At 62.8% G+C, this 21,958-nt stretch carries 19 protein-coding genes; 7 read left to right on the top strand and 12 right to left on the bottom strand.

Translation table 11 applies throughout. The features are described from left to right. Window positions 1-78: 78 nt before the first annotated feature. Genes KTR60_RS08745 through KTR60_RS08735 form a run of 3 tightly spaced genes read left to right on the top strand, consistent with a single transcriptional unit; the run spans window position 79 to window position 2,308 of the window. Window positions 79-879 carry a crotonase/enoyl-CoA hydratase family protein gene (locus tag KTR60_RS08745; RefSeq protein ID WP_047268912.1) on the top strand — a complete coding sequence of 267 codons (801 nt, stop codon included), beginning with the start codon at window positions 79-81 and terminating at the stop codon, window positions 877-879. After that, window positions 876-1,736 (top strand): EamA family transporter, encoded by an 861-nt coding sequence (locus KTR60_RS08740; protein WP_007728407.1) that lies wholly within the window; start codon window positions 876-878, stop codon window positions 1,734-1,736. The genes KTR60_RS08745 and KTR60_RS08740 overlap by 4 nt, the downstream gene beginning before the upstream one ends. A gap of 44 nt (window positions 1,737-1,780) precedes the next feature. Further along, complete coding sequence (locus KTR60_RS08735) at window positions 1,781-2,308, top strand: gamma carbonic anhydrase family protein (protein WP_118606313.1); 528 nt, start codon at window positions 1,781-1,783, stop codon at window positions 2,306-2,308. Window positions 2,309-2,348: 40 nt separating this feature from the next. Here the strand turns inward: KTR60_RS08735 and KTR60_RS08730 are convergent, their stop codons facing one another. The 7 genes from KTR60_RS08730 to KTR60_RS08700 form a co-directional block, all read right to left on the bottom strand. Continuing rightward, complete coding sequence (locus KTR60_RS08730) at window positions 2,349-3,335, bottom strand: pirin family protein (RefSeq protein ID WP_228402032.1); 987 nt, start codon at window positions 3,333-3,335, stop codon at window positions 2,349-2,351. A gap of 20 nt (window positions 3,336-3,355) precedes the next feature. Continuing rightward, window positions 3,356-3,829, bottom strand: a complete 474-nt coding sequence (locus tag KTR60_RS08725; protein ID WP_042453108.1) for a MarR family winged helix-turn-helix transcriptional regulator — start codon at window positions 3,827-3,829, stop codon at window positions 3,356-3,358. Beyond that, the gene (locus KTR60_RS08720; RefSeq protein ID WP_228402030.1) at window positions 3,816-4,910 is read right to left on the bottom strand and encodes an LLM class flavin-dependent oxidoreductase; all 1,095 of its coding nucleotides are present in this window, start codon (window positions 4,908-4,910) and stop codon (window positions 3,816-3,818) included. Before KTR60_RS08720 ends, KTR60_RS08725 begins: the two co-directional genes overlap by 14 nt. Before the next feature lie 147 nt (window positions 4,911-5,057). Continuing rightward, window positions 5,058-6,590, bottom strand: a complete 1,533-nt coding sequence (locus tag KTR60_RS08715) for a DHA2 family efflux MFS transporter permease subunit (protein WP_003942006.1) — start codon at window positions 6,588-6,590, stop codon at window positions 5,058-5,060. After that, the gene (locus KTR60_RS08710) at window positions 6,587-7,057 is read right to left on the bottom strand and encodes a MarR family winged helix-turn-helix transcriptional regulator (protein ID WP_003941890.1); all 471 of its coding nucleotides are present in this window, start codon (window positions 7,055-7,057) and stop codon (window positions 6,587-6,589) included. Before KTR60_RS08710 ends, KTR60_RS08715 begins: the two co-directional genes overlap by 4 nt. A gap of 89 nt (window positions 7,058-7,146) precedes the next feature. Beyond that, window positions 7,147-8,112: an NADPH:quinone oxidoreductase family protein gene (locus tag KTR60_RS08705; RefSeq protein WP_228402029.1), complete on the bottom strand. Its 966-nt coding sequence runs from the start codon at window positions 8,110-8,112 to the stop codon at window positions 7,147-7,149. A gap of 79 nt (window positions 8,113-8,191) precedes the next feature. Beyond that, window positions 8,192-8,848, bottom strand: a complete 657-nt coding sequence (locus tag KTR60_RS08700; RefSeq protein ID WP_003941871.1) for a TetR/AcrR family transcriptional regulator — start codon at window positions 8,846-8,848, stop codon at window positions 8,192-8,194. Between the two features lie 65 nt (window positions 8,849-8,913). On the opposite strand from KTR60_RS08700, the gene KTR60_RS08695 reads away from it, so the two are divergent. Beyond that, window positions 8,914-9,903, top strand: a complete 990-nt coding sequence (locus KTR60_RS08695; protein WP_007728421.1) for an NAD(P)-dependent alcohol dehydrogenase — start codon at window positions 8,914-8,916, stop codon at window positions 9,901-9,903. A gap of 44 nt (window positions 9,904-9,947) precedes the next feature. After that, window positions 9,948-10,706: an acyl-[acyl-carrier-protein] thioesterase gene (locus tag KTR60_RS08690; protein WP_007728423.1), complete on the top strand. Its 759-nt coding sequence runs from the start codon at window positions 9,948-9,950 to the stop codon at window positions 10,704-10,706. On the opposite strand, the gene KTR60_RS08685 is transcribed toward KTR60_RS08690, so the two are convergent. Then, complete coding sequence (locus KTR60_RS08685) at window positions 10,703-10,903, bottom strand: hypothetical protein (protein WP_003941897.1); 201 nt, start codon at window positions 10,901-10,903, stop codon at window positions 10,703-10,705. The two genes, KTR60_RS08690 and KTR60_RS08685, sit on opposite strands and share 4 nt — an antisense overlap. A gap of 73 nt (window positions 10,904-10,976) precedes the next feature. On the opposite strand from KTR60_RS08685, the gene KTR60_RS08680 reads away from it, so the two are divergent. Beyond that, on the top strand, window positions 10,977-11,474 hold the full coding sequence (locus tag KTR60_RS08680) for a SixA phosphatase family protein (RefSeq protein WP_007728426.1): 498 nt from the start codon (window positions 10,977-10,979) through the stop codon (window positions 11,472-11,474). Window positions 11,475-11,487: 13 nt separating this feature from the next. On the opposite strand, the gene KTR60_RS08675 is transcribed toward KTR60_RS08680, so the two are convergent. Next, window positions 11,488-12,495, bottom strand: a complete 1,008-nt coding sequence (locus tag KTR60_RS08675) for an LLM class flavin-dependent oxidoreductase (protein ID WP_228402028.1) — start codon at window positions 12,493-12,495, stop codon at window positions 11,488-11,490. A gap of 88 nt (window positions 12,496-12,583) precedes the next feature. Between KTR60_RS08675 and KTR60_RS08670 the strand changes: the two genes are divergently transcribed. After that, entirely contained in the window at window positions 12,584-12,970 is a 387-nt protein-coding gene (locus KTR60_RS08670; protein ID WP_003942070.1) for a glyoxalase superfamily protein, read from the top strand. Window positions 12,971-13,042: 72 nt separating this feature from the next. Here the strand turns inward: KTR60_RS08670 and KTR60_RS08665 are convergent, their stop codons facing one another. The 3 genes from KTR60_RS08665 to KTR60_RS08655 all read right to left on the bottom strand — a co-directional run bounded on the left by KTR60_RS08665 (window position 13,043) and on the right by KTR60_RS08655 (window position 21,948). Further along, entirely contained in the window at window positions 13,043-16,999 is a 3,957-nt protein-coding gene (locus tag KTR60_RS08665; protein ID WP_003941914.1) for a DNA-directed RNA polymerase subunit beta', read from the bottom strand. Window positions 17,000-17,116: 117 nt separating this feature from the next. Further along, window positions 17,117-20,623 carry a DNA-directed RNA polymerase subunit beta gene (gene rpoB, locus KTR60_RS08660; protein WP_003942068.1) on the bottom strand — a complete coding sequence of 1,169 codons (3,507 nt, stop codon included), beginning with the start codon at window positions 20,621-20,623 and terminating at the stop codon, window positions 17,117-17,119. Between the two features lie 461 nt (window positions 20,624-21,084). Next, window positions 21,085-21,948, bottom strand: coding sequence for a hypothetical protein (locus KTR60_RS08655; protein WP_065352141.1), 864 nt, complete (start codon window positions 21,946-21,948; stop codon window positions 21,085-21,087). Window positions 21,949-21,958: the final 10 nt, after the last annotated feature.

Genomic DNA, 21,958 nt, shown 5'->3' with positions numbered 1-21,958 from the left:
TCAAGCACGAATGATTGTTATTGCGAAATCCTGTGGTGAGAGACTGAGTTCAACTGCCATCGACAACCAGGAGCACCCATGAGCGACGCCGTACTGATCTCGCGAACCGGCGATGTGGTCACGTGGACCCTCAATCGCCCGGACACCCGCAACGCGATCTCCGAGATCGACATGATCGAGGCCCTCGAAGACGCAGTCACCGCGGTCAACCGAGATCAGAGTGTGCGCACGGTCATTCTGACGGGGGCCGGATCGGCCTTCTCCTCCGGCGGCAACGTCAAGCACATGCGAGACAAGGAGGGCATGTTCGGTGGCGCACCCGGCGAGATCCGCCAGGGCTACCGGCACGGCATCCAACGCATCCCGCTCGCGCTGTACACGTGTGAGGTGCCGACCATCGCGGCGGTCAACGGCCCGGCCATCGGAGCGGGCTGCGACCTCTCACTCATGTGCGACCTCCGCATCGCCTCGACCGCCGCAGTCTTCGCCGAGAGTTTCGTCAAGGTAGGACTCATTCCCGGCGACGGCGGAGCGTGGCTGCTCCCCCGCGCGATCGGCAACGCCCGCGCGGCCGAGATGGCGTTCACCGGTGAACCGATCGATGCTGCGAAGGCACTCGACTGGGGTCTGGTCTCGCAGGTGACCGAGCCCGAGGAATTGCTTTCCGCTGCGCACGCTTTGGCAGCTCGAGTAGCCGCCAATCCCCCGCAGGTACTCCGCATGACCAAAAAGCTCCTCCGCGAGGGCCAGCACCAGAGCCTCGAGAGCTTGCTCGAACTCTCGGCCGCCATGCAGTCGATCGCCCACCACACCCGAGATCACCACGAAGCCGTCGCCGCGATGCTCGAGCGTCGAAGTCCCGAGTTCACCGGAGAATGAAGGCCGGCAGTCAGCTACTGCCGGTCGGAGCAGTCCTCACGTCGATACTGTCGCTCCAGTTCGGAGCGGCATTCGCGACGACACTGTTCTCGCAGATCGGGCCGGCCGGAGCCACGACGCTGCGGCTGACGATCGCCGCGATCATCCTCGGCGTCATCGTCCGCCCGCGATGGAGCAGATGGTCGAACCGGCAGCGCAAAGGCATCTTCGCGCTGGGCATCGCCCTCGCCGTGATGAACGGCGCCTTCTACCTCGCCCTCGACACGGTGCCCATCGGAACGGCCGTCACCATCGAGTTCCTCGGACCGCTCACCCTGGCCGCAGTTCTGTCTCGTCGGTGGGCCGACGGAGCATGGGTGCTGCTCGCCTTCGGCGGAGTGTTGCTGCTCGGGTTGGGCGATCACGGCGAATCCGGTTTGGACCCGATCGGGGTGATGTTCGCGTTGATCGCCGCTACTGCGTGGGCCGGATACATCGTGGCCGGTTCCCACCTGGCCGCGACGCTCCCGAGCGCCGACGGGTTGGCAGGCGCAAGCATCGTCGCGGCCGTATTGACGCTACCCTTCGGCGTCGTCTCGGGCGGAAGTGAACTGCTGGATCCGACGATGCTCGCCGCAGGCGCAGCCGTCGCCGTCCTCTCGTCCGTCATCCCGTACAGCTTGGAAATGTGGGCGCTGCGCTCTCTAGCCAAGAAAGTCTTTGCCGTCCTCATCGCCCTCGAACCCGCAGCGGCCGCACTGGCCGGAGTCCTCGTGATCGGGCAAACGCTCGACGCGTTCACACTCGTGGCCATCGCACTGGTGGTGGCCGCGGGCGTCGGCACAGTCGTCATGAATCGAAAACCCACAGCGAAGTAGTCCAGGTACCGTCAGAGCACGTCATTCCAACGCACAGGAGAACCATGACCAACCCGATCATCGCCACCGTTCTCGGTAACACCCCGCAGATCGACGAAAGTGCGTTCATCGCACCCAACGCCACCGTTGTCGGCGCGGTGACCATCGCTGCGGGAGCCAGCATCTGGTACAGCGCGGTTATCCGCGGCGACGCAGAATCGATCTCCATCGGCGCTGACACCAACATTCAGGACAACTGCACCGTGCACGCCGACCCGACGTTCCCCGCAGTGCTGGGCGAACGAATCTCGGTCGGCCACAACGCAGTGCTGCACGGGTGCACCGTCGAAGACGACGTTCTCGTCGGCATGGGTGCCGTGGTGCTCAACGGCGCACACATCGGCTCGGGGTCACTGATTGCAGCCGGCGCCGTCGTGTCTCAGGGGATGCAAATCCCACCTGGATCACTGGTCGCCGGCGTGCCCGCCAAGGTCAAACGTGAACTCTCCGAAGGCGAAAAGGCCGGTATCACCGCCAACGGCGCCGGCTACATCATGCTCGCGAAGGCTCACCAGGACATCGAACAAGCCTGATCGAAACGGCGCTCGCGGCCGGTAGCAGCAAGAGCAACGACTAGCCTCGGGGCCGCAACGTACTGTTCGGCAACTCGGGTGCCGGGAGCGCCGGACCGTCGTATCCCGGCACGACGCCGAAACGCCGGTCCGGGACGCTGCCGTCGAATCCGGAGGCAAGCTCGGCCTGCCACTTGCGTCGATACTCGACGATCTCTTCGTGTGTACGGCCCATGAAGTTCCACCACATGATGACCTGCTCGCCCAACGGTTGCCCGCCGAGAAGTAGCAGTCGAGCCGGTTCGGATCCCGGATTGCGCAAAGTCAGTTTTCCGAAACCCGGTGCTTGATAACCCAACTCGGCCCAGCCGACAGTGGTACCACGCAGAACAACCGATCCTTGATCGACGATCACGCCGTGCTCATGTGAACGATCGACATCGAGGGCGATCTCGGCCCCAGGATCGAGAATCACCTCGGCACCGAGTAATTCGGTGAAGGTAGACACCGGAGACGTTTCACCGGCGAGCGAACCGAGGAACACACTGAGCGTGACACCATCGGTTGTCACCGGCTCCGGTCGATAGTGAACGAACGCGGGTGCGGTATCGCGCGCCGCATCCGGCAGGGCCACCCACAACTGCATCCCGTGCAGAACCTTCGTATTCGGCGTCGACACCTCGGAGTGCGCGATCCCACTCCCGGCCGTCATCAGATTCAGTTCACCCGGCCGCACCATCGCATGGGAACCGATGCTGTCACGGTGCTCGATCTCTCCGGTGAACAGCCAACTCACCGTCTGCAAACCGGTATGCGGATGCGGCGGCACATGCATGCCCGGTCCTGAGCCGACGTCATCCGGACCGTAATGATCTGCAAAACACCATCCCCCGATCAGCGAACGCTCGCGTTGCGGGAGGGTGCGTCGCACTCGCATGGCCCGCGGGCCACCGAGCGGTACGTCGCGCGGGGTGAGGATCTGAATCTCGCTCTCCGCCGGATGGCCTTCGCATTCCTGCTCGACGGGCTGCGCTTCGAGGTTGCTCATATCGTCCATCCTGCCTCCAGTCATGACTGCGCGAGACGCAGACGCGTGCACAATTCGGCCAACAGTCGAAGTTCATCCGCGTCCAGGGCCGGTCCGACGTGGCGGCGGATGCTCGCGGCATGACGGCGACCCACTGATTTCTGCAGCGCTGCACCCGTTTCGGTGAGTTGCACGATCGTCCCGCGGCGATCCTGTGGATCAACACTTCTCGTTACCAGACCTTCGCCCTCCAACCGTTCCACCAGGCGACTGAGCGAAGGCTGGCTCAGCAATATCTCCCGATTCAGGTCATGCAGGCGAAGGGAACTACTCGGCGCAAGACTCAGCGTGAACAGCACGTCGTACTCGCGCATCGACACCTGATCCCAGACGTCATCGGCAGAGAGCCGCCGCAGCACCGACACCTGGGCGCGAAACAAGGCTTCCCAGGCGTCGGTGGCGAGTTCGGTGGTGCTGACCGGAACCTCAGGCGGTTGCTCGTCAGGCAGTGACACTGCTTGCCTCACGAGCCGCCTTCATCGACGCGTGAGTGGGCGGGTTGTCCGGCACATGTGCTGGCCGCCTGGCCGCGAACTCACGGCGCAGAACCGGAACAACTTCCTCACCGAGCAGATCGAGCTGCTCGAGCACCGTCTTGAGCGGCAGCCCGGCGTGATCCATCAGGAACAGCTGGCGCTGGTAGTCGCCGAAGAAATCGGCAAACGCCAACGTCTTCTCGATGACCTGTTCAGGGGAACCGACGGTCAGCGGCGTTTGCTCGGTGAACTCTTCGAGTGAGGGCCCGTGGCCGTACACCGGAGCATTGTCGAAATACGGACGGAATTCCTTGACCGCGTCCTGACTGTTCTTGCGCATGAAGACCTGACCACCGAGACCGACGATCGCCTGATCCGCGGACCCGTGGCCGTAATGCTCGTAACGACGGCGGTAAAGATTGATCAGCTCGATGTAGTGCTCTTTCGGCCAGAAGATGTTGTTCGCGAAGAATCCGTCGCCGTGATACGCCGCGATCTCCGCGATCTCGGGGCTGCGGATCGAGCCGTGCCACACGAACGGCGCGACGCCGTCCAGCGGGCGCGGGGTGGACGTGAATCCCTGGAGTGGAGTGCGGTACTCCCCTTGCCAGTTCACGACCTCCTCGTCCCAGAGCCGGCGAAGAAGTTGATAGTTCTCGAGAGCCAACGGGATACCGGCGCGAATGTCCTTGCCGAACCACGGGTACACAGGCGCGGTGTTTCCGCGACCCATCATCAGATCGACGCGCCCCTCGGCGAGGTGTTGAAGCATCGCGTAATCCTCGGCGATCTTCACCGGGTCATTGGTGGTGATCAGCGTCGTGGACGTGGAGAGCGTGATCTTCTCGGTCTGGGCCGCGATGTATCCGAGCATCGTGGTCGGAGATGACGGCACGAACGGCTTGTTGTGATGCTCGCCGGTCGCGAAGACGTCGAGACCGACTTCCTCGGCGTGCTTGGCGATGGTCGTCATGGCCTTGATGCGCTCGTGCTCTGTCGGGGTCCTACCCGTCGTGGGATCAGTGGTGACGTCACCGACCGTGAAGATTCCGAACTGCATGGTTGCTCCTCCGCGAACTAGATCCATGCGTTTGCATGTAACTGATCAAACATTCAACCATCCAGCTGTATTCCACGGCAAAAAGGTGAGGGCGGCACACAAGATGTGTGCCGCCCTCACCTGGACGAACGATCTACCGAAAAGCGGTCAGTGCATAACGATCGGCGTTGCCGTCTCGCCCTCGGCCACCGGCCTGGTGGTCTTGCTCCGCGGCAGGAAGAACGCCGGGATGAGGGTCAGGACGATCAGCACAGTGGCAACGAGGAAGGTGTTACCGAAGGCATCCGACGCCGCACTGAGAATCGAATTCGCAGCAGACTCCTGCGGACTTCCCGGTTCGGTCGGAATGTGCGAGGCCGCACCGACCATCGTCGTGTCGAGGCCACGATCGAGAAGCTGGTTGGTCAAGACCACCGACATCACGGCGGTACCGATCGAACCTGCGGTCTGCTGAACGATGTTCATCAGGGTGGAGCCGCGAGCAATCTGCTCGTTGGAGAGCGTCACGATAGCTGCGGTCATCAGCGGCATCATGGTGCAACCCATACCGAGGCCCATGACGAACAAGGCACCCATCAGCAGCCACGTCGGGGAATCCGAGGCAACCTGTGTGAACACACCCAAGCCGATCAGAATCAACGGCAAACCGGTCAGGACGATCTTGCCCGGGCCGATCTTGTCGACCAGTCGACCAGCGATCGGCATGGTGACCATAGCGCCGAGACCCTGCGGAGCCATCAACAATCCGGCAGCGAGCGTGGTGTGACCGCCGACCTGGATGAAGTAGCTCGGGAACAGCAACCCGGCGCCCATGAAGGCGACGATGAACAGCGACGTCGTGATGACGGCAGTGGTCAACTGACGGTTCTTGAACAGGTGCAGGTCGATCAGCGGGTGATCCTTGTTGAGCGCGTGGAACACGAAGGCGATGATCAGTGCCAGACCGATACCGGCCGACACCAGAACCCGAGCGGACGCGACGGTTCCCACCTCAGGGATGGACGACACACCGAACAGGAACAGCGCCAGGCCGGGCGACAGCAGGATCATGCCGAGGAAGTCGAAGGACTCCGAAGGCTTCGCCTTGTCGGACGGCAGAATGATGAACGCAGCAGCCAGAGCGATGATGCCGATCGGCAAGTTGATCAGGAAGATCCAGTGCCAGCTCGCGGCCTCGATCAGCCAACCACCGAGAATCGGGCCGCCGATAGGACCGAGCAGCATCGGGATACCGAGAACTGCCATGACGCGACCGACGCGGTCCGGACCGGCGGCCCGGGTCATGATCGTCATACCGAGCGGCATCAACATGCCGCCGCCGAGACCCTGGAGCACGCGGAAGCCGATGAGCGAGGTGATGTCCCACGCCATCGCACAAGCGACCGAACCGAGTACGAACAGCACCAGGGCCGTCATGTACAGGCGCTTGGTGCCGAAACGGTCGGCAGCCCAACCGGTAACCGGAATGACCGTCGCCAAAGCGAGTGTGTAGGCCGTCATCGTCCACGCGACGGTGGCGTACGAAGTTTCGAAGTCCTCGGCAAAAGTGGTGAGCGCGACGCTCACCACGGTTACGTCGAGAATCGACATGATGGCGCCGAGCACCACCACGGAAGCGATCTTGAGGACCGCCCCGTCAAGTTTGTCGGACGCCGGTGCCGGCGCGTTCGGCGATGTCATCGCGAAGTCTCCTGGTTAAGTGCTCGCAGATAGTCACCCGCGAGAATGGGCTTGAGAGCCTCGAACAAACGAATCCGCTCTGGCTCAGGAACACGCGACGCGAATTCGCGAAGCTGGCCGCGCTTGCACTCGATGTGGTTGGTCGTCACCTTACGACCGGCCTCCGACAAGGAAACCCGCTTGACGCGTCGGTCCCGCTCGTCTTCACGGCGATCGACCAGACCCATGTTCACGAGCTGATCGATGTTCCGCCCCGTAGCTGCCACCGAGAGCCGAAGCTCGTCGGCAACCTCGTTGATCGGGATCGCCGCATCACGTTGTGCAAGTACGAACAGCACACGCACCTGAGAGAACGAGAGATCCAGTTCGATCAACGCATCGATCGACTCCGAATCACCGGCGCTCATCAGGCGAGTGAACAACTCGTCGAGTGCTCCATACAGGTCATCAGAATCGGAAGCGATCACCTGGCAAATGGTAGTGCGGTTGCAACTATTGCCCAAATGAAAACATGTTGCAACTTATTATTTGGTGACCACCATCACGTTGCGAAGAATCATTCCTGCAGCAAGATGGCCTTTCCGAGAACTTTGCCGCTTTCGAGATCAGCCAGGGCAACTGCTGCGTCGGCAAGCGGATACCGTGCCTTGACCAGCGGACGCAAGCCGTTTCGGACGTGTTCTACCAGCGATGCGTGTACCTCGGCTACCGCCTCGGGATTGGTACGCGTGAACTCACCCCATGCCGCGCCGACAATGCTGATATTGCGAAACAGCACCCGGTTCACCTTTACCTCGGGAATACCGCCGCCGGCGAATCCGATCACCACGAGTCGTCCTTCGGGTGCCAGAACCCGGACCGCGTCGTCGAACGCATCGCCGCCCACCGGATCCACCACGATCTGAGCGCCGACGCCGTCGGTCAGTTCCCGAATCCGCTCTCCCCATCCCGGAGCCAGCGCGACCACCTCGTCGGCACCGAGCTCACGCAAGAAGTCATCGACGCCCTCGCGTCGTACCACGGCGATCACCCGGGCACCGTGCGCCTTGGCCAGCTGGATGGTTGCCGTTCCGACTCCGCCTGCAGCGCCGAGCACGACGACTGCCTCCCCCGCGACGATCTTCGCGCGACGAGCGAGCGCGAACTCCATCGTCTGATAGTTGATGATCAGCGAAGCCGCCTCGTCGAAGGCGAGTCCGTCCGGAATTCGGAGTACCTGCGCCGGGTTGACGGCAATCCGCTCTGCATACCCACCCAGATACGCGGCCGCGAGAACACGATCGCCCGGAGCGAAACCCGACCCTTCCGGCGCGGAGACCACGACGCCCGAGATCTCCGCGCCGGGAATGAACGGCGGTTCCGGGCGGATCTGATACTTGCCGTAGGTGATGAGCAGGTCCGGAAAGCAGACGCCACTTGCCTTCACATCGATGAGAACAAGACCTTCGGCTGCGGGCTCGGGAACCTCCTGCGCGACAATTCCTTCGGGACCGGACAGTTCCGTAACCACCATGGCGCGCACAGAAAGCTCCTCTTCGGGACATCTGAAGTCTGGACCGGTAACCCGGTTTTCTCGACTTTAACCCGGTACTCACGTCAGATCATCGTTCGCTCCCGATGTGCAGACGTTCGAGTCCGTCGAGAATCAGATCGAGACCGAAAGCGAATTCGGCGGCGTAGCTGTATCCCGGAGCAAGGACGTGCTCGGTGGTCAACTCGGCCAGGTGCGGATACTGACCGCTCTCGAACGAGCCCATGATCGCCTTCGCCAGTTCCGTCGTTTCCTGCGCTGTTTCGAACGGCAAGCTCACTTCTTGCAGCACGAAGCCGTAGATGTACGCATCCATGATCGAAAAGGCATGCGCAGCAAGGGCGACGGGAAAGTCGGCGGCGCGTAGCGTTCCGATGACGGCATCGTGGTGGCGCAGGGTCGCGGGACCAGGCGTCGTTCGGGACTCCATCAACGGAGTTGCCCACGGGTGCCTCCCCAACACTTCCCTTGTCGATACCGCTCGCACATGAAGTTCCGTGCGCCACGGGCGTCCCGGCGTCGGCAGATCGATCTCCGCGAAGACCGCATCGACCATTCCGTCGAGCAGATCCCCCTTGTCCGAAACATGGTTGTACAGAGACATCGCTTCGACGCCCAGTTCGGTGCCCAGCTTCCGCATGGTCATCGAATCGATTCCGACGGAATCGGCAAGCGCGACAGCAGCGTGTACGACGTCGTCTCGGGTCAATCTTGCGCGCTTCTCCACATTGACAGAACTTACACCGTAAGTGCCATACTTACGTTGTAAGTATTCGACGAACGGAGACTCGCATGCCGAAGGAACTGATGACCGCCGTCGTACAGGATCGCTACGGCGAGGCCGACGTTCTCTACGTCGACCACATTCCGCGCCCCACTGTCGCCGACAACGAAGTGCTGATACGCGTCGAGGCCGCGTCCGTCGACCGCGGGGCATGGCATCTCATGGCCGGACTGCCATATCCGTTGCGCCTCGCGGGTTTCGGGCTGCGCAGACCTAGGAACCGGGTACGCGGACTGGACGTATCCGGCCGAGTCGAGGCCGTCGGCAGTTCGGTGACCCGCGTGGCAGTCGGCCAGGAGGTATACGGGATCGCGGTCGGTTCGTTCGCGGAGTACGCACGCGCACTGGAGACGAAGATTGCCGCAAAACCTGCCCGGTTGTCGTTCGCACAAGCAGCAGCGGTGCCGGTCTCCGCCCTCACAGCGTTGCAAGCCGTGCGCGACCACGGCCGCGTGCAGGCGGGCCAATCCGTCCTCGTACTCGGCGCATCCGGTGGCGTCGGGATTTACGCGGTGCAGGTGGCAAAAGCCATGGGCGCTCACGTCACCGGCGTGTGCAGCACCTCGAAAACCGATACCGTCCGCTCCATCGGTGCCGACGAGGTTCTCGACTACCGCGTCGACGACGCCACCGACGGATCGCATCGGTACGACGTCATCATCGACACCGGCGGCAACCGCCGACTGCGAGATCTTCGACGGGCGCTCACACGCACCGGAACGCTGGTGATCGTCGGCGGCGAGAACGGCGGACGGTGGCTCGGCGGAACCGATCGCCAAATACGCGCACAGTGCTTGTCTCCGTTCATATCTCAGAAAATGGGCACCTTCATCGCTTCGGAGAACGCCGACGATCTGGAGGTCCTGACGCAGATGATCGACGCAGGTGACATCACCCCGGTGATCGACTCCGTTCATCCCCTTGCCGACACCGCCGTCGCCGTGGCACGAATGGTCGACGGCTCCGGCTGCGGAAAGCAGATAATCGCCACTCGCTGAAAAGCCTGACAGAATCGGCTCACTCCAGCGAACAGGAATCTCACGTGAACCCAGATCTCACGCTCGCGCAACAGCCGGACCGAGGACCGATCTTCGTCAAGTCCCGCCCGGTCCGCACCGGCGACATCGACGTCGCCAAGCAGGTCAGGCTCGACGCCGTCGCCCGCTACCTGCAGGACATCGGCAACGACAACATCGAGGCCGCGGGAGCCATCGACACCCACCCGCTCTGGATAGTGCGTCGTACGGTCGTCGACGTCGTACGCCCGGCGATCTGGCCGGAAGAGTTGACGATGACTCGCTGGTGCTCCGGCTTCTCCACGAGATGGGCGAACATGCGTGTGCGCTTCGACGGCAGCAACGGCGCGCTGATGGAAACCGAAGGCTTCTGGATCAACATCAGCGCCGAGTCGGGCATGCCCACGCGGATGAGTGACGACTTCATGCGGCCACTGGAGGAATCCACCGACGAGCATCGCCTGAAGTGGAAGCGTGTCCTCGCCGAGAACGCACCGGAGGCGGACGACGCCGGTGTTCTGGACACGCCGTTCGCTCTGCGCGCCACGGATATCGACCCGTTCGACCACGTCAACAACGCCGTCTACTGGCAGGCAGTCGAAGAGGTCCTCAGCGCTCGCACCGAACTACGGACAGTTCCGCATCGAGCACTGATCGAGTACCTCTCCCCCATCGTCTCCAGCGACGACGTCGTCCTGCGCAGCCGCGTCGACGACAAGACCGTCACGGTCTGGTTCCTGGTCGGCGAAGCGCTCCGCGCAGTTGCGCAGGTGAGCGCCCTCTAACGCAGTTTCTGGGTCGCGACAGCCGCGACACCGAACACCAACGCAAGAAGAATCGCGGCCCAGAAACCGAAGAGCCACCACACCACGCCGAACACGACCACTGCCGGGGCAACGGTGATGAAAGCGATGGTGGGGCTTTCTCGTACCACCTCGAGTGCAGTTCGGGCATTAGTTCGATCGAGCTTCTTACCGGCCATCGAAAACCTCCTTCAAGGTCCTGACCATCCAGAGTAACCGGACTGACGGGCACAAAGCGGATACCGTGAACGCATGGCCGACCACCGCACCCTCGTCCTCATGCGACACGGCAAGTCCAGCTACCCCGAGGGCATCCGTGATCACGAGCGTCCGCTCGCCGAACGGGGCCTGCGCGAGGCCCGCATCGGCGGCGAATGGATCCGTGAAAACGTCCCGCCCGTCGACGCCGTTCTGTGCTCCACCTCCCGGCGGACCGTCGAAACCCTTGCCTCGACGGGAATCGAAGCTCCCGCCGGATTCGAGAAGTCCATCTACGGCGGCTCACCCGCAGACGTCATTGCAGCCGCGCGAACCACGTCCGACCACGTCAAGACGCTCCTGATCGTCGGACACGAACCCGGAATTCCCTGGACTGCACTCGATCTCGCATCGAACGAAAACTCCGAAGCGGCCCAACGTATCCGCGACAAGTTCCCCACTTCGGCGATCGCCGTCCTTTCCGTACCGGTACCGTGGACCGAACTCGACGACTCCGTCGCCACTCTGCTCGAGTTTCACGTGCCCCGTTAGATCAACCACACCGCTAAAGCACCTCACGTAGCAGGCGGTCCGAAAGTGTAAGCGCGTCACGGTCGTACGTCGATGTCGACGCCAGCACTTCGTCGGCACCGGTCCGCTCGGCGAGATCGTGAAGCTGTTGTTTCACCTCGACAGGTGTGCCGTGCAGCGCCGACGCCGTGAACGACTCGATACGCCTGGCATTTCGATCACTGCGCGGGGCGCGCCTGATCTCGTCCAGCGACGCGAGCGGCGGAAACTCCCCCGTCCGTGACGATTCTGCGAGCGCGTATGCCTCCGGGATCAGCAACTCACGCGCCGCGTCGGTGGAATCGGCAACCGCCACTTCGAGAGAAACCACCACATAGGGTTCGGGATGCGTGTCGGTGGGCCGGAAAGCTCGGCGGTACTCGTCCAACGCATCCACCCGGCCGGTACCCCCGATTCCGAGTATCGGCCCACCCACGACCACCGGAAGCCCCAGTTGCGCTGCCACTTTCAGACCTGTGCGCGTCGCCAGCACGAAGATCGGGACTCCAGTCTGCGACGCCGGCCGTGCCGTCACTGCCGCGGATCCGTCCAGATAACGCCTCACCTCGTCCAGGTCCGACACAAACGTGTCCGGAGCGTCCTTGCTGCGTCGTAGTGCCTGACGTACGGGCTCCGTGAATCCCAGCGATCGGCCGAGGCCGAGATCGATTCGCCCCGGGTAGAGAGCCTCCAGCATCAGGAACTGCTCGGCGACGATCAGCGGTTGGTGATTCGGCAGCATGACCCCACCGCTGCCGAGTCTGATATCGCGCGTATGCGCGCCGATCGCGGCAAGCAGTACTGCCGGCGACCCGCTCCCGATCCCGGGCACCGCGTGATGCTCGGCGACCCAGAACCGGTGGTAGCCGAGAGCGTCGGCGTGCGCGGCACGTTCGACGGAATGCGTCAGAGCTGCGGAGTCGGGGTATCCGCTCCGGGTTCGGGATCGGTCGAGCAGTGAGAGAAGCACCCTCGGAGCAACAAGGAATTCGGAAAGTTTCATCCGGACGCCTAATGAGGACCGTTTCTGACCGCAATACCCGCAACACTGGACCTGTCGCCGGAATTCACCATCACATGAAGGGCACGTCATGGACATCAAGCTCGAACTGGTCGCCATTCCCGTCACCGACATCGACCGCGCCAAGGACTTCTACGTCCGCCTCGGATTCAATGCCGACCACGATCACACGGTCAGCGAAGACCTGCGATTCGTCCAGCTGACCCCTCCCGGTTCGGCCTGCTCGATCTGCATCGGCAAGGGAATCACCGACGCCGAGCCCGGCTCGGTCGTCGGCATGCAGGTAGTGGTCAAGGACATCGAAGAGGCTGAGCGCGAGTTCAAGAGCCGCGGCATCGACATCAGCCCGATCGACGACCAGGCCTGGGGGCGGTTCATCTACTTCGCCGACCCCGACGGGAACAAGTGGGCCGTCCAGGAGATCGTCATCCCGGACCTCAGCGGCAGCAACTCCTGAAAACGTCCCACTCCTGACATGAAAAATCCCCCCACCTCTTTCGAAGTGGGGGGATTTTCTACGAACTAACGCTTAGCGGTAGTCGTTGCTGAAGCCGTAGTCGTCCAGCGGAACTGCAGCACCGGTGTTCTGGCCGAAGCCGTCCGGGCTGTAGTACTGGTCGTCGTACGACGGCACTGCGTAAGCAGCGGCGCGTGCCTCTTCGGTGGGCTGAACCTGGATGTTGCGGTAACGGTTGATACCGGTACCGGCAGGGATCAGCTTGCCGATGATGACATTTTCCTTCAGACCGATCAGCTTGTCCGAGCGGCAGTTGATAGCCGCGTCGGTCAAGACACGAGTGGTCTCCTGGAACGATGCCGCGGACAGCCACGAATCCGTCGCGAGCGACGCCTTCGTGATACCCATGAGCACCGGACGGCCGGCTGCGGGCTCGCCACCCTCGGCGACAACGCGGCGGTTTGCCGACTCGAACTCGGCGCGCTCGGTGAGCGAACCGGGCAGGAACTCGGTGGCACCGGAATCGATGATCGTCACGCGACGAAGCATCTGGCGCACGATGACCTCGATGTGCTTGTCGTGGATCGACACACCCTGGCTCCGGTACACCTCCTGGACCTCGTTGACCAAGTGGATCTGAACCTGACGCGGACCCATGACTCGCAGGACCTCGTGGGGATCGGCAGCACCTTCCATGAGCTGCTGTCCGACCTCGACGTGGTCACCGTCAGCCAAGAGGCTTTCGCGACCGTCGGCATGCTTGAAGACGCGCAGACGCTGACGCTTGCTGAGCTTGTCGTAGACAACCTCTTCGCCGCCGTCGTCCGGAACGATGGTGATCTTGTAGAAACGATCGCCGTCTTCGAGCTGTACCCGACCGGTGACGTCCGCGATAGGAGCCTTGCCCTTGGGCACACGTGCCTCGAACAGCTCCTGGACACGCGGCAGACCGCCGGTGATGTCATCTCCTGCGACACCACCCTGGTGGAAGGTACGCATGGTCAGCTGGGTACCGGGCTCACCGATCGACTGTGCGGCGACGATACCGACAGCCTCACCGATGTCGACCAGCTTGCCGGTGGCCATCGAGCGGCCGTAGCAAGTGGCGCAAACGCCGGTGCCGGTGGTGCATGTCAGGACCGAGCGGACCTTGACCGTCGTGATGCCGGCTTCGAGCAGAGCATCGATCGCGGGGTCACCGAGATCGTGGCCACGCTCGACGATGACGGTGCCGTTCGCGTCGACTGCATCGGCCGCCAAGGTACGGGCGTACGTGCTGGTCTCCACGTGAGCATCGCGGATCATCGTGCCGTCGGCCTGCTTCTCGGCGATCGTGGTGACGATGCCGCGCTCTGTTCCACAGTCGACCTCGCGGACGATGACGTCCTGCGAAACGTCCACCAGACGACGGGTCAGGTAACCCGAGTCGGCGGTGCGGAGTGCGGTATCGGCCAGACCCTTACGAGCACCGTGCGTGTTGATGAAGTACTCGAGAACGGTCAGGCCTTCCTTGAAGGAAGACTTGATCGGACGCGGGATGAACTCACCCTTCGGGTTTGTCACCAGGCCCTTCATACCGGCGAGCGAGCGAACCTGAGTCATGTTGCCGGCTGCGCCGGACTTCACGATCATCGGGATCGGGTTGCTGTCGGGGAAGTGAGCCTCCATGGCCTTGCCGACCTTGTCGGTCGCTTCCTGCCAAATGGTGACCAGAGCGCTGTTGCGCTCCTTCTTGTCCAGAGCACCACGCTGGTACTGCTTCTCGATCTTGTCGGCCTGAGCCTCGAAGTCCTCGATGATGGCAGGCTTCTCCGGCGGCACGAGCACGTCGGAGATCGAGACCGTGACACCCGAACGGGTGGCCCAGTAGAACCCGACGTCCTTGAGCTTGTCGACGGTCTGAGCAACCACGATCATCGGGTACCGCTCGGCGAGATCGTTGATGATCGTCGCCTGGCGCTTCTTCGGCATCTGCTCGTTGACGAACGGGTAGTCCGCCGGAAGCAGCTCGTTGAAGAGCACACGGCCGAGTGTCGTGGTGGCGGTCCAGCCGTCACCGTAGTTCCAGCCCTCGGGGAACAGTTCGTTCTCGAGGTCGCGCGGCGGACGCTGCTGCGTCAGACGCACCTTGATCTGAGCCTGAACCGAGAGCGCGCCGCGGTCGACTGCCATCTGAGCCTCGGCGGGCGAGGAGTACACGCCCTGCTCTGCCTCGTCGTTGGTCGGAGCAACGAGCTCACCGGTGACACCCTCGTCGAGACGGGTCAGGTGGAACAGACCCGTGACCATGTCCAGACGCGGCATGGCGAGCGGGCGACCCGAAGCAGGCGAGAGGATGTTGTTCGAGGACAGCATCAGGATGCGTGCCTCGGCCTGAGCCTCTGCCGACAGCGGGAGGTGAACAGCCATCTGGTCACCGTCGAAGTCGGCGTTGAAGGCCTCACACACCAGCGGGTGGAGCTGAATGGCCTTGCCCTCGACGAGCTGCGGCTCGAATGCCTGGATACCCAGACGGTGCAGCGTAGGTGCACGGTTGAGCAGCACGGGGTGCTCGGCGATGACCTCTTCGAGGACGTCCCACACCTGGACGCGCTTGCGCTCGACCATGCGCTTGGCCGACTTGATGTTCTGCGCGTGGTTGAGATCGACCAGGCGCTTCATCACGAACGGCTTGAACAGCTCGAGAGCCATCAGCTTGGGCAGACCACACTGGTGCAGCTTGAGCTGAGGACCGACGACGATGACGGAACGACCCGAGTAGTCGACGCGCTTACCGAGCAGGTTCTGACGGAAGCGACCCTGCTTGCCCTTGAGCAGATCGCTCAGGGACTTCAGCGGGCGGTTACCCGGTCCGGTGACCGGACGTCCACGACGACCGTTGTCGAACAGGGCGTCGACCGACTCCTGCAGCATCCGCTTCTCGTTGTTGACGATGATCTCGGGAGCACCGAGGTCGATCAGTCGCTTGAGGCGGTTGTTGCGGTTGATGACGCGGCGGTACAGGTCGTTGAGGTCGGACGTCGCGAAACGTCCACCGTCGAGCTGAACCATCGGGCGAAGCTCCGGCGGGATCACCGGAACAGCGTTGAGGACCATGCCCATCGGCGAGTTGCCGTTGGTCTGGAATGCCGCAACCACCTTGAGGCGCTTGAGTGCACGCAGCTTCTTCTGGCCCTTGCCGCTGCGGATGGTCTCGCGGAGAGACTCTGCCTCGGCGTCGAGGTCGAAGTTCTGCATCAGGATCTGGATGGACTCTGCGCCCATCGCACCCGTGAAGTACTCGCCGTAACGGTCGACCAGCTCGCGGTACAGGAGCTCGTCGATGATGAGCTGCTTGACGCTCAGCTTGGTGAAGGTGGTCCAGATCTCGTCGAGACGATCCAGCTCACGCTGCGCGCGGTCACGGAGCTGACGCATTTCGCGCTCGCCGCCGTCCTTGACCTTGCGGCGGACATCGGACTTCGCGCCCTCTGCCTCGAGCTCGGCGATGTCGGCTTCGAGCTTCTGCGCACGTGCCTCGAGATCGGCGTCGCGCTGATCTGCGACGGTCTTCTTTTCGACCTGCATCTCGGCTTCGAGGGTGGACAGCTCGTTGTGACGGAGCTCCTCGTCGACACCGACGATGACGTAGGCAGCGAAGTAGATGATCTTTTCGAGATCCTTCGGAGCCAGGTCGAGCAGGTAACCGAGACGGCTCGGAACACCCTTGAAGTACCAGATGTGCGTGACCGGTGCGGCCAGTTCGATGTGACCCATGCGCTCACGACGAACCTTGGCGCGAGTGACCTCGACGCCACAGCGCTCACAGATGATGCCCTTGAAGCGGACACGCTTGTACTTACCGCAGTAGCACTCCCAGTCCCGAGTGGGGCCGAAGATCTTCTCGCAGAAGAGGCCGTCCTTCTCGGGCTTGAGCGTGCGGTAGTTGATGGTCTCCGGCTTCTTGACCTCGCCGTAGGACCAATTGCGGATGTCCTCTGCACTGGCCAAGCCAATGCGGAGTTCATCGAAGAAGTTGACGTCGAGCACGTAACTTCCTTTCCCCGTTGGGGTTACGGTTGCCGGTCACCCGGCAACCTGACTGCCAATTCAAATGTGAACTACGCCCCCGGGCCGCTCTCTCAAGAGCAACCCGGGGACCGAAACCTAGTTCGCGAGGTCGTCGACCGTCGCAGCTTCGTTCCTGGACAGGTTGATGCCCAGGTTCGCTGCGGCCCGCTCCAAGTCCTCGTCGTCGCCGTCCGCCATCGTGATGGCCGCGCCGTCCGAGGACAGCACCTCCACGTTGAGGCAGAGCGACTGGAGCTCCTTGAGGAGCACCTTGAACGACTCGGGGATGCCGGGTTCGGGGATGTTCTCGCCCTTGACGATGGCTTCGTACACCTTGACTCGACCGACCACGTCGTCAGACTTGATGGTCAGCAGTTCCTGCAGCGTGTAAGCCGCGCCGTAGGCCTGCATCGCCCAGCACTCCATCTCACCGAAGCGCTGGCCACCGAACTGGGCCTTACCACCGAGAGGCTGCTGCGTGATCATCGAGTACGGACCGGTCGAACGAGCGTGGATCTTGTCGTCGACCAAGTGGTGCAGCTTGATGATGTACATGTAACCGACCGAGACCGGGTACGGGAACGGCTCGCCGGAGCGGCCGTCGAACAAGGTGGCCTTTCCGTCGGGTCCGACCATCTGCTCGCCGTCACGGTTCGGCAGCGTCGCGCCGAGGAGACCGGTGAGCTCGTCTTCCTTCGCACCGTCGAACACCGGGGTGGCGATGTTCGAGTCGGCCGGAGCGGACAGCATCTCTTCCGGCAGGGTCGCAGCCCAGTCGGGACGAGAGCCGTCGGACGCGATCTGAACGTTCCAGCCGGTCTTGCCGATCCACCCGAGGTGGGTCTCCAAGACCTGACCGATGTTCATACGACGCGGGACGCCGTGCGTGTTCAAGATGATGTCGACAGGCGTGCCGTCCGAGAGGAACGGCATGTCTTCCTGCGGCAGGATCTTGCCGATGACGCCCTTGTTACCGTGGCGGCCGGCGAGCTTGTCGCCGTCCTGGATCTTGCGCTTCTGTGCCACGTAGACGCGGACCAACTCGTTGACACCGGGAGGCAGATCGTCGTCTTCGTCACGTGAGAACACGCGGATTCCGATGACCTTGCCGGTCTCACCGTGAGGAACCTTGAGGGACGTGTCACGAACCTCGCGAGCCTTCTCACCGAAGATGGCGCGAAGGAGGCGCTCTTCGGGGGTCAGCTCGGTCTCGCCCTTCGGCGTGACCTTTCCGACCAGCACGTCGCCGTCACGAACCTCGGCACCGATACGGATGATGCCGCGCTCGTCGAGGTCGGCGAGGACCTCGTCGGAGACGTTCGGGATGTCGCGAGTGATTTCCTCGGCACCGAGCTTGGTGTCGCGGGCATCGATCTCGTGCTCCTCGATGTGAATCGAGGTCAGGACGTCCTCTTCCACGAGACGCTGCGACAGAATGATCGCGTCCTCGTAGTTGTGGCCTTCCCACGGCATGATCGCGACGAGCAAGTTCTTGCCCAGCGCCATCTCACCGTTCTCGGTGCAAGGGCCGTCGGCCAGAACCTGGCCGGCCTCGACACGCTGTCCCTCGTCCACGATCGGACGCTGGTTGGCGCACGTGCCCTGGTTGGAACGCGCGAACTTGCGCATCCGGTACGTCTTGCGGCTTCCGTCGTCAGCCATCACCGTGACGTAGTCCGCGGAGATCTCCTCCACGACACCGGTCTTCTCGGTGATGATGACGTCGCCGGCATCCACAGCTGCACGCAGCTCCATGCCGGTACCGACGAGAGGTGCCTCGCTGCGAACCAGCGGGACAGCCTGACGCTGCATGTTCGCGCCCATCAGGGCACGGTTTGCATCGTCGTGCTCGAGGAACGGAATCATCGCGGTTGCGACGGACACCATCTGACGCGGCGAAACGTCCATGTAGTCGATGTCGGAGGACGCGACGAACTCGACCTCGCCACCCTTACGGCGGACGAGAATCTTCGAGTCGGTGAAGCGACCCTCGCGGTCGATGGCCGAGTTGGCCTGCGCGACTACGTGGCGGTCTTCTTCGTCAGCGGTCAGGTAGTCGACCTCGTCGGTCACCTGTCCGTCGACGACGCGACGGTACGGGGTCTCGATGAAACCGAACGGGTTGACGCGGGCGTAGACCGACAGCGAACCGATCAGGCCGATGTTCGGGCCTTCCGGGGTCTCGATCGGGCACATGCGGCCGTAGTGCGACGGGTGAACGTCGCGAACCTCGAGGCCGGCGCGCTCACGGGACAGACCACCCGGGCCGAGGGCGGACAGACGACGCTTGTGCGTCAGCCCCGACAGCGGGTTGTTCTGGTCCATGAACTGCGACAGCTGGGAGGTTCCGAAGAACTCCCTGATCGCAGCGACGACGGGACGGATGTTGATCAGCGTCTGAGGCGTGATTGCCTCGACGTCCTGCGTGGTCATGCGCTCACGAACCACACGCTCCATGCGGGACAGGCCCACGCGGATCTGGTTCTGGATGAGCTCGCCGACCGTACGCAGACGACGGTTGCCGAAGTGGTCGATGTCGTCGACCTCGACGGGAACCTCGACGCCGCCCGGAGCCGTCATCGAGGTGTCACCTGCGTGCAGACGCACGAGGTACTCGACGGTGGCGACGATGTCTTCTTCGGTGAGCGTGGATGCAACGATCGGCTGACCCGCGTTCAGGCCGAGCTTCTTGTTGATCTTGTAACGACCCACGCGAGCGAGGTCGTAGCGCTTGTCCTTGAAGAACAGGTTCTCCAGCAGGGTCTGCGCGCTCTCCTTGGTGGGGGGCTCGCCCGGACGCAGCTTGCGGTAGATGTCGAGCAACGCCTCATCGGTGCCGGCGGTGTTGTCCTTCTCCAGCGTGGCCATGAGGATCTCGGAGAAGCCGAAGCGCTCCGTGATCTGCTCGGTGGTCCAGCCGAGTGCCTTGAGCAGGACGGTGACAGGCTGACGACGCTTGCGGTCGATACGGACACCAACGGTGTCGCGCTTGTCGACGTCGAACTCGAGCCATGCGCCGCGACCCGGGATCACCTTGACGCTGTGCAGATCCTTCTCGGTGCTCTTGTCGACGCTCATGTCGAAGTACACACCGGGGGAACGCACGAGCTGCGAGACGACCACACGCTCGGTGCCGTTGATGATGAAGGTGCCCTTGTCGGTCATCATCGGGAAATCTCCCATGAAGACCGTCTGGCTCTTGATCTCACCAGTGTTGTTGTTGATGAACTCCGCGGTGACGAACAACGGCGCCGCGTAGGTCATGTCCTTGTCTTTGCACTCGTCCGTCGAGGCCTTGACCTCGTCGAATCGAGGGTCGGAGAAGGACAGCGACATAGTGCCGTTGAAATCCTCGATCGGAGAAAGCTCCGCGAGGATGTCCTCGAGACCACCGGACACTGCATTGTCGCCGAGTGCCGCTGCTCGTTCACGCCAACTCTGCGCGCCGATCAGCCACTCGAACGAATCTGTCTGTACGTCAAGAAGCCCGGGAACTTCGAGGGGTTCGCGAACTTTCGCGAACGAAACCCTCTTCGGGGCTCCGGGGATTCCGGAAACTGCCTTGGTCTGGCTAGAGACTGCCAAGATGCGTCCTTCCAGCACCTCACGCGGGCCGCTCCGTGCTGTTGCGACCGCCGCTGTATCTGCTTCGAATTTCGCTGGTTACAACCCGAACGAAACCCGTCGCAGAAAGCAAGAAGTACTTGACTTCGCAGCGGTTGAGACGAGGGGTGGACAGGAGGCAGCCAGCGCAACGTCCAAAAGTACACCCTTACTCTGGAAATGTCGAGTCGGGTGTAACTGAGGGTCGAATTCAGATACTGACGTGAGACTGCCGATCACTCGTCCGTGCATGTTCACCGATCAGAGTGGACCTTGCGGACCGCTCCGTCAAGGGCGAGAGCGCGTGTCGCAGCATTCGAACATTCGTGACGCGCATTCGAACACTGCCACCGGGAGTGTAGCCAGCAACGGCGTCACATACGAAAAATCTGGACCGACATCGTGCGTCGATCCAGATCTTCGCGCTGGTGCGCAGGTGCTACTGGTCGCGAATCTCCGAGCTACTGGTCGCGAATCTCCGAGATCAGCCAGTTTCCGTCCTGCTTCTCCAGACTCACGATGACCATTCCGGAGCGAGAGTCTGCCGCCACGCCGTTCTGCGTCGAGCTGACGTTCAGTTGGGCGAGCAACTGCGCCCGGTCCTTCTCTAGCCGTGTGATCCCGATCAGCGGGACATCAGCGGTCGTTGCCGTCTGGGTTTGTTCGACGCCGGCCTTCTGCGTGTCCTTGTACTGCGTCAGCTGATCGCGCATCGACTGGTTCAGGCCCTGGACACCCTTGTCGAAATCGGCGTCGAAGGTGTCGGGAGAAAACGTGAAGACTGCAGCCAACGCCGACGGCGTCACACGAAGAACTTCAGCCGTGGCGCCTTCGTCCACCCAGGCGATGTCGTCCGTCTTCGCGCCGACTTTGAAGAAGGCGATGCCGGCGAGGATCGCGACGATGACCGCTGCGGCCCCCAGGATCGCGACCAGGCGCCAACCGGCCTTGGATTGTGTAGGTGTTGTCGCCGACTCCCCCGCGCCCGTCTCCGGGGTAGCAGGGGCCTTGGGCTCGTCTGCGACGGTTTTCGCCGGTTTGGTCAGATCGGGGCCCGGTGTGGATTCCGGAGCGTCGGTTTCCGTCTTCGGCGGCTCGATTTCTCCGGACTCGGCCTTCGTGAGCGTCGGCTTCGCAACCTCCGGCTTCGCAACCTCCGGCTTCACAGCCTCCTGTGTTTCTTCTTCCGGCTGTTCGATCGTGGGCTCGACCGGATCCGAATCGGACGTCCCCGCGGGGACGTTGAGCGAGCGAGCGCTTCCCGCGATCTTCGGCCGACGGTTCTGCGGGGAGGACGGTCCGCCGGTACGACGTTTGGGTGGCATTACGCGCTTC

Source organism: Rhodococcus sp. C1 (assembly GCF_020809065.1).
GTDB classification, from domain to species: Bacteria; Actinomycetota; Actinomycetes; order Mycobacteriales; family Mycobacteriaceae; genus Rhodococcus_F; species Rhodococcus_F qingshengii.
The sequence above is the reverse complement of the archived record's forward strand: the minus strand, read 5'-3'. Positions and strand labels throughout refer to the sequence as shown.

Coding starts and splice junctions, on each gene's coding strand:
- KTR60_RS08730 (WP_228402032.1), bottom strand. CDS start 3,335: ATGAGCAACCTCGAAGCGCAGCCCGTCGAGCAGGAATGCGAAGGCCAT.
- KTR60_RS08715 (WP_003942006.1), bottom strand. CDS start 6,590: ATGACATCGCCGAACGCGCCGGCACCGGCGTCCGACAAACTTGACGGG.
- KTR60_RS08670 (WP_003942070.1), top strand. CDS start 12,584: ATGGACATCAAGCTCGAACTGGTCGCCATTCCCGTCACCGACATCGAC.
- KTR60_RS08745 (WP_047268912.1), top strand. CDS start 79: ATGAGCGACGCCGTACTGATCTCGCGAACCGGCGATGTGGTCACGTGG.
- KTR60_RS08735 (WP_118606313.1), top strand. CDS start 1,781: ATGACCAACCCGATCATCGCCACCGTTCTCGGTAACACCCCGCAGATC.
- KTR60_RS08655 (WP_065352141.1), bottom strand. CDS start 21,948: ATGCCACCCAAACGTCGTACCGGCGGACCGTCCTCCCCGCAGAACCGT.
- KTR60_RS08680 (WP_007728426.1), top strand. CDS start 10,977: ATGGCCGACCACCGCACCCTCGTCCTCATGCGACACGGCAAGTCCAGC.
- KTR60_RS08675 (WP_228402028.1), bottom strand. CDS start 12,495: ATGAAACTTTCCGAATTCCTTGTTGCTCCGAGGGTGCTTCTCTCACTG.
- KTR60_RS08720 (WP_228402030.1), bottom strand. CDS start 4,910: ATGCAGTTCGGAATCTTCACGGTCGGTGACGTCACCACTGATCCCACG.
- KTR60_RS08695 (WP_007728421.1), top strand. CDS start 8,914: ATGCCGAAGGAACTGATGACCGCCGTCGTACAGGATCGCTACGGCGAG.
- KTR60_RS08740 (WP_007728407.1), top strand. CDS start 876: ATGAAGGCCGGCAGTCAGCTACTGCCGGTCGGAGCAGTCCTCACGTCG.
- KTR60_RS08685 (WP_003941897.1), bottom strand. CDS start 10,903: ATGGCCGGTAAGAAGCTCGATCGAACTAATGCCCGAACTGCACTCGAG.